Origin of the sequence: Sulfoacidibacillus ferrooxidans, from assembly GCF_022606465.1 — a bacterium.
Taxonomy (GTDB): domain Bacteria; phylum Bacillota; class Bacilli; order Alicyclobacillales; family SLC66; genus Sulfoacidibacillus; species Sulfoacidibacillus ferrooxidans.
The window spans coordinates 1-298 of sequence record NZ_JALBUF010000119.1; the positions used below are offsets into that span (position 1 = coordinate 1).

Sequence of the window (298 nt, forward strand, 5' to 3'; positions counted from 1 at the left end):
AAACTTATTTGAACTTGGTGAAAAAGCCATACGAGACTTACACAACGATGCTGTATTTTCTTACTATCCTAGTAATTACATCGGTAGAATCAAAAATGTACTGACTGATGAAGACTATCAAGAACTGGGCAAAACTACGCATCGCTTGTATCGCGTATACAGATGGTGGCATGCAGAAGATCGTAATCAGCCTATATACACCAAAAGATACATTAGCATCTTAAAAAACATCGATAACAAGGGTCGCCATTACAGGAAGTTAAAAAAACAATTAGCCGATATAAAGACCTATTTCGAA

General features: G+C 36.2%; 1 protein-coding gene. It reads left to right on the forward strand.

Translation table 11 applies throughout. The features are described 5' to 3' along the window. Positions 1-298: hypothetical protein (locus tag MM817_RS16645; RefSeq protein WP_241717186.1), on the forward strand; the 298-nt coding region annotated here is incomplete at both ends.